Raw genomic sequence first — 2,131 nt, 5'->3', positions numbered from 1 at the left:
TCCGGCCCGCCGGTGCCGAGTTCACGCATCTCGCAGACCCGGCTGAACGGTGCGTCGACCGCTACCGCCTCGCTTTCGGCGCTCAACCCCGTAGTCCCCGTAGTCATCGTCACTCCTGATCCATCAAGCATTCCCGGCTGCCGCCACAGCGGTGTTCGTACAGCGTATATTCCATGCGTCGTGCTACCGGTGCCCCATCCCGAACAGGGCAGATACTTCAGCGGGACTCGGCCCGGTCCGAGTCGGGGACGCGGTGGTGTGCCCGGTTCAAATGGGTTCGAGCGAAGGCGAGCGTACGGGCCAGCATGGCCGTGCGGGCGGTTGCGGTGCGGGCGTTCTGGGTGTTGATCTCGGCGACCGCATGACCGGCGAAACCGTCGCGGACCAGGGCCGCGCAAACCTGGGCGCAGGGCTGGGTGCCTTCGCCGGGCACCAGATGCTCGTCGTGGGCGGCGCCGCGGCCGTCGGCCAGATGCAGATGGGCCAGTCCTTGCCCCATGCGGGCAGCCAGTGCCAGCGGGTCGGCGCCCGCGGTTGCGGTATGCGACAGATCGAGGGTGTAGTGCCGGAAGCCGGTATCGGTCGGATCGTAGGAGGGGCTGAACGCCGTCACAGCAAGCCCGGGCCCGCCGCGCCGCTCCAGCCGCCGCACCGCGCCGCCGCGGCGGCTGAACAAAGTGTCGGCACGCATCGGGAACATGTTTTCCACCGCGACCACGATGGAGCTGTCCTCTTCCAGCCGGGCGACCTGCTCGGCGAAACCTTCGGCGTAGCGGCGCTGCCAGCGGAACGGCGGATGCACCACCACGGTGTCGGCGCCGAGCGCTTCGGCGGTGTGGACGCTGCGTTCGAGTTTGGCGGCCGGGTCCGCGCCCCATACCCGCTGCGAGATGAGCAGGCACGGTGCGTGTACCGCCAGTACCGGGACCGAGTATTTGCGGATGAAGCCCCGCACGGTCGCGATGCTCTGACTGGCCGGTTCGGCCCAGACCATCAACTCGATGCCGTCGTAGCCGATATCGGCCGCGTATCGGAAGGCTGCCTCGGTGTTCTGCGGGTACACCGACGCTGTCGACAACCCGACCTGGATCACGCCGGACGATCCCATCGTCTTCCCGCTCACAGTCGTCTTCTCGCTCATGTCGGCCTCCCCCTGTCCGCTGTTGCCCGGCATCATCGCGGTCCGTTCAGCCGGTGCTGAGCAGGAAGGCCAGCGGGCTCAGGGTGACGAAGATCCCGACGACGACCGCGATCACCGTGCTGAGAATATCGTCGGTGCGGCGCAACACCCGGACCAATGCCACCAACCCGAGCACCACCACCATGGCCAGCGCGAGCGCCACCCACGGCAGCATCTCCCACATCCGCTCGAAACCCTTGAACAGCAGCATCCCGGTGACGGCGGCGCCCACGCTCTGGCCGCCGAGCACCATCCACTGTTTGCGGTTGGCGTCGACACCGCTCGCCCCCGACTCGGCAGTGCGTGCTGCGATTTTCGCCCGGCCCGCAGCGATTTTCTCGTTCCAGGACGAGACCGTGCGAGCGAAGACGTTATCGGAGCGGTCCTCGTCGAGCTCGTCGTCTTCGTCGAGTTCATCGAGGTCGTCGAGGTCGGTATCGAAATCGTCGTCGGCTTCATCGACGCCGATACCCGTATCGGTATCGTCGAGCAGCGGTTCGCCGGGCACCGGCACGTACACGTCGGTGGCATACAGGTCGGGGTTGTCCTCGGCCCGGCCTGCCTTCTCACGCAGCAGGTCACCGGCGACCGTCTGCCCGGACAGCAACTGCTGATCCTGCCCGGCCAGCGACCAGGCCGCGGTGGGAGCCGAATCGGCGTCCGGGACGGGTTCGGGGGCGCCGGGGCGATGCCTGCGCGCCGACCAAGCGGGCAGCCCGTTCTCACCGGTGGTCCGGTTGCGTCGGGGCAGCTCCGGCCTCGGGTCGGCCTCCGGACCGCCGGGCGCCCAGCCCGTTCCGGCCTGCCCTGTCCGGGGGGTGTCGGGGGAGCCGAAACCCGCCGGCCCCGGCTGGGGCGGGCCGATCGGCTCCGCCGGTATCGGCGACTGCGGTGCGAACCCGTCGATGGACGGCACGCGAGTAGTGGCGGGCCCTTCCGAGGCCGGGGCAG

General features: G+C 69.1%; 2 protein-coding genes. Both read right to left on the bottom strand.

The genetic code is table 11. The annotated features are described in order from the left end of the window. Window positions 1-217: 217 nt before the first annotated feature. Window positions 218-1,141: a sugar phosphate isomerase/epimerase family protein gene (locus B0T44_RS26150; protein WP_245839243.1), complete on the bottom strand. Its 924-nt coding sequence runs from the start codon at window positions 1,139-1,141 to the stop codon at window positions 218-220. A 46-nt stretch (window positions 1,142-1,187) separates the two neighbouring features. Beyond that, a partial coding sequence (locus B0T44_RS27440) for an Rv0497 family membrane protein (protein ID WP_217808781.1) occupies window positions 1,188-2,131 on the bottom strand: 944 nt, incomplete at its 5' end.

Source organism: Nocardia donostiensis (assembly GCF_002081715.1).
GTDB classification, from domain to species: Bacteria; Actinomycetota; Actinomycetes; order Mycobacteriales; family Mycobacteriaceae; genus Nocardia; species Nocardia donostiensis.
The sequence above is the reverse complement of the archived record's forward strand: the minus strand, read 5'-3'. Positions and strand labels throughout refer to the sequence as shown.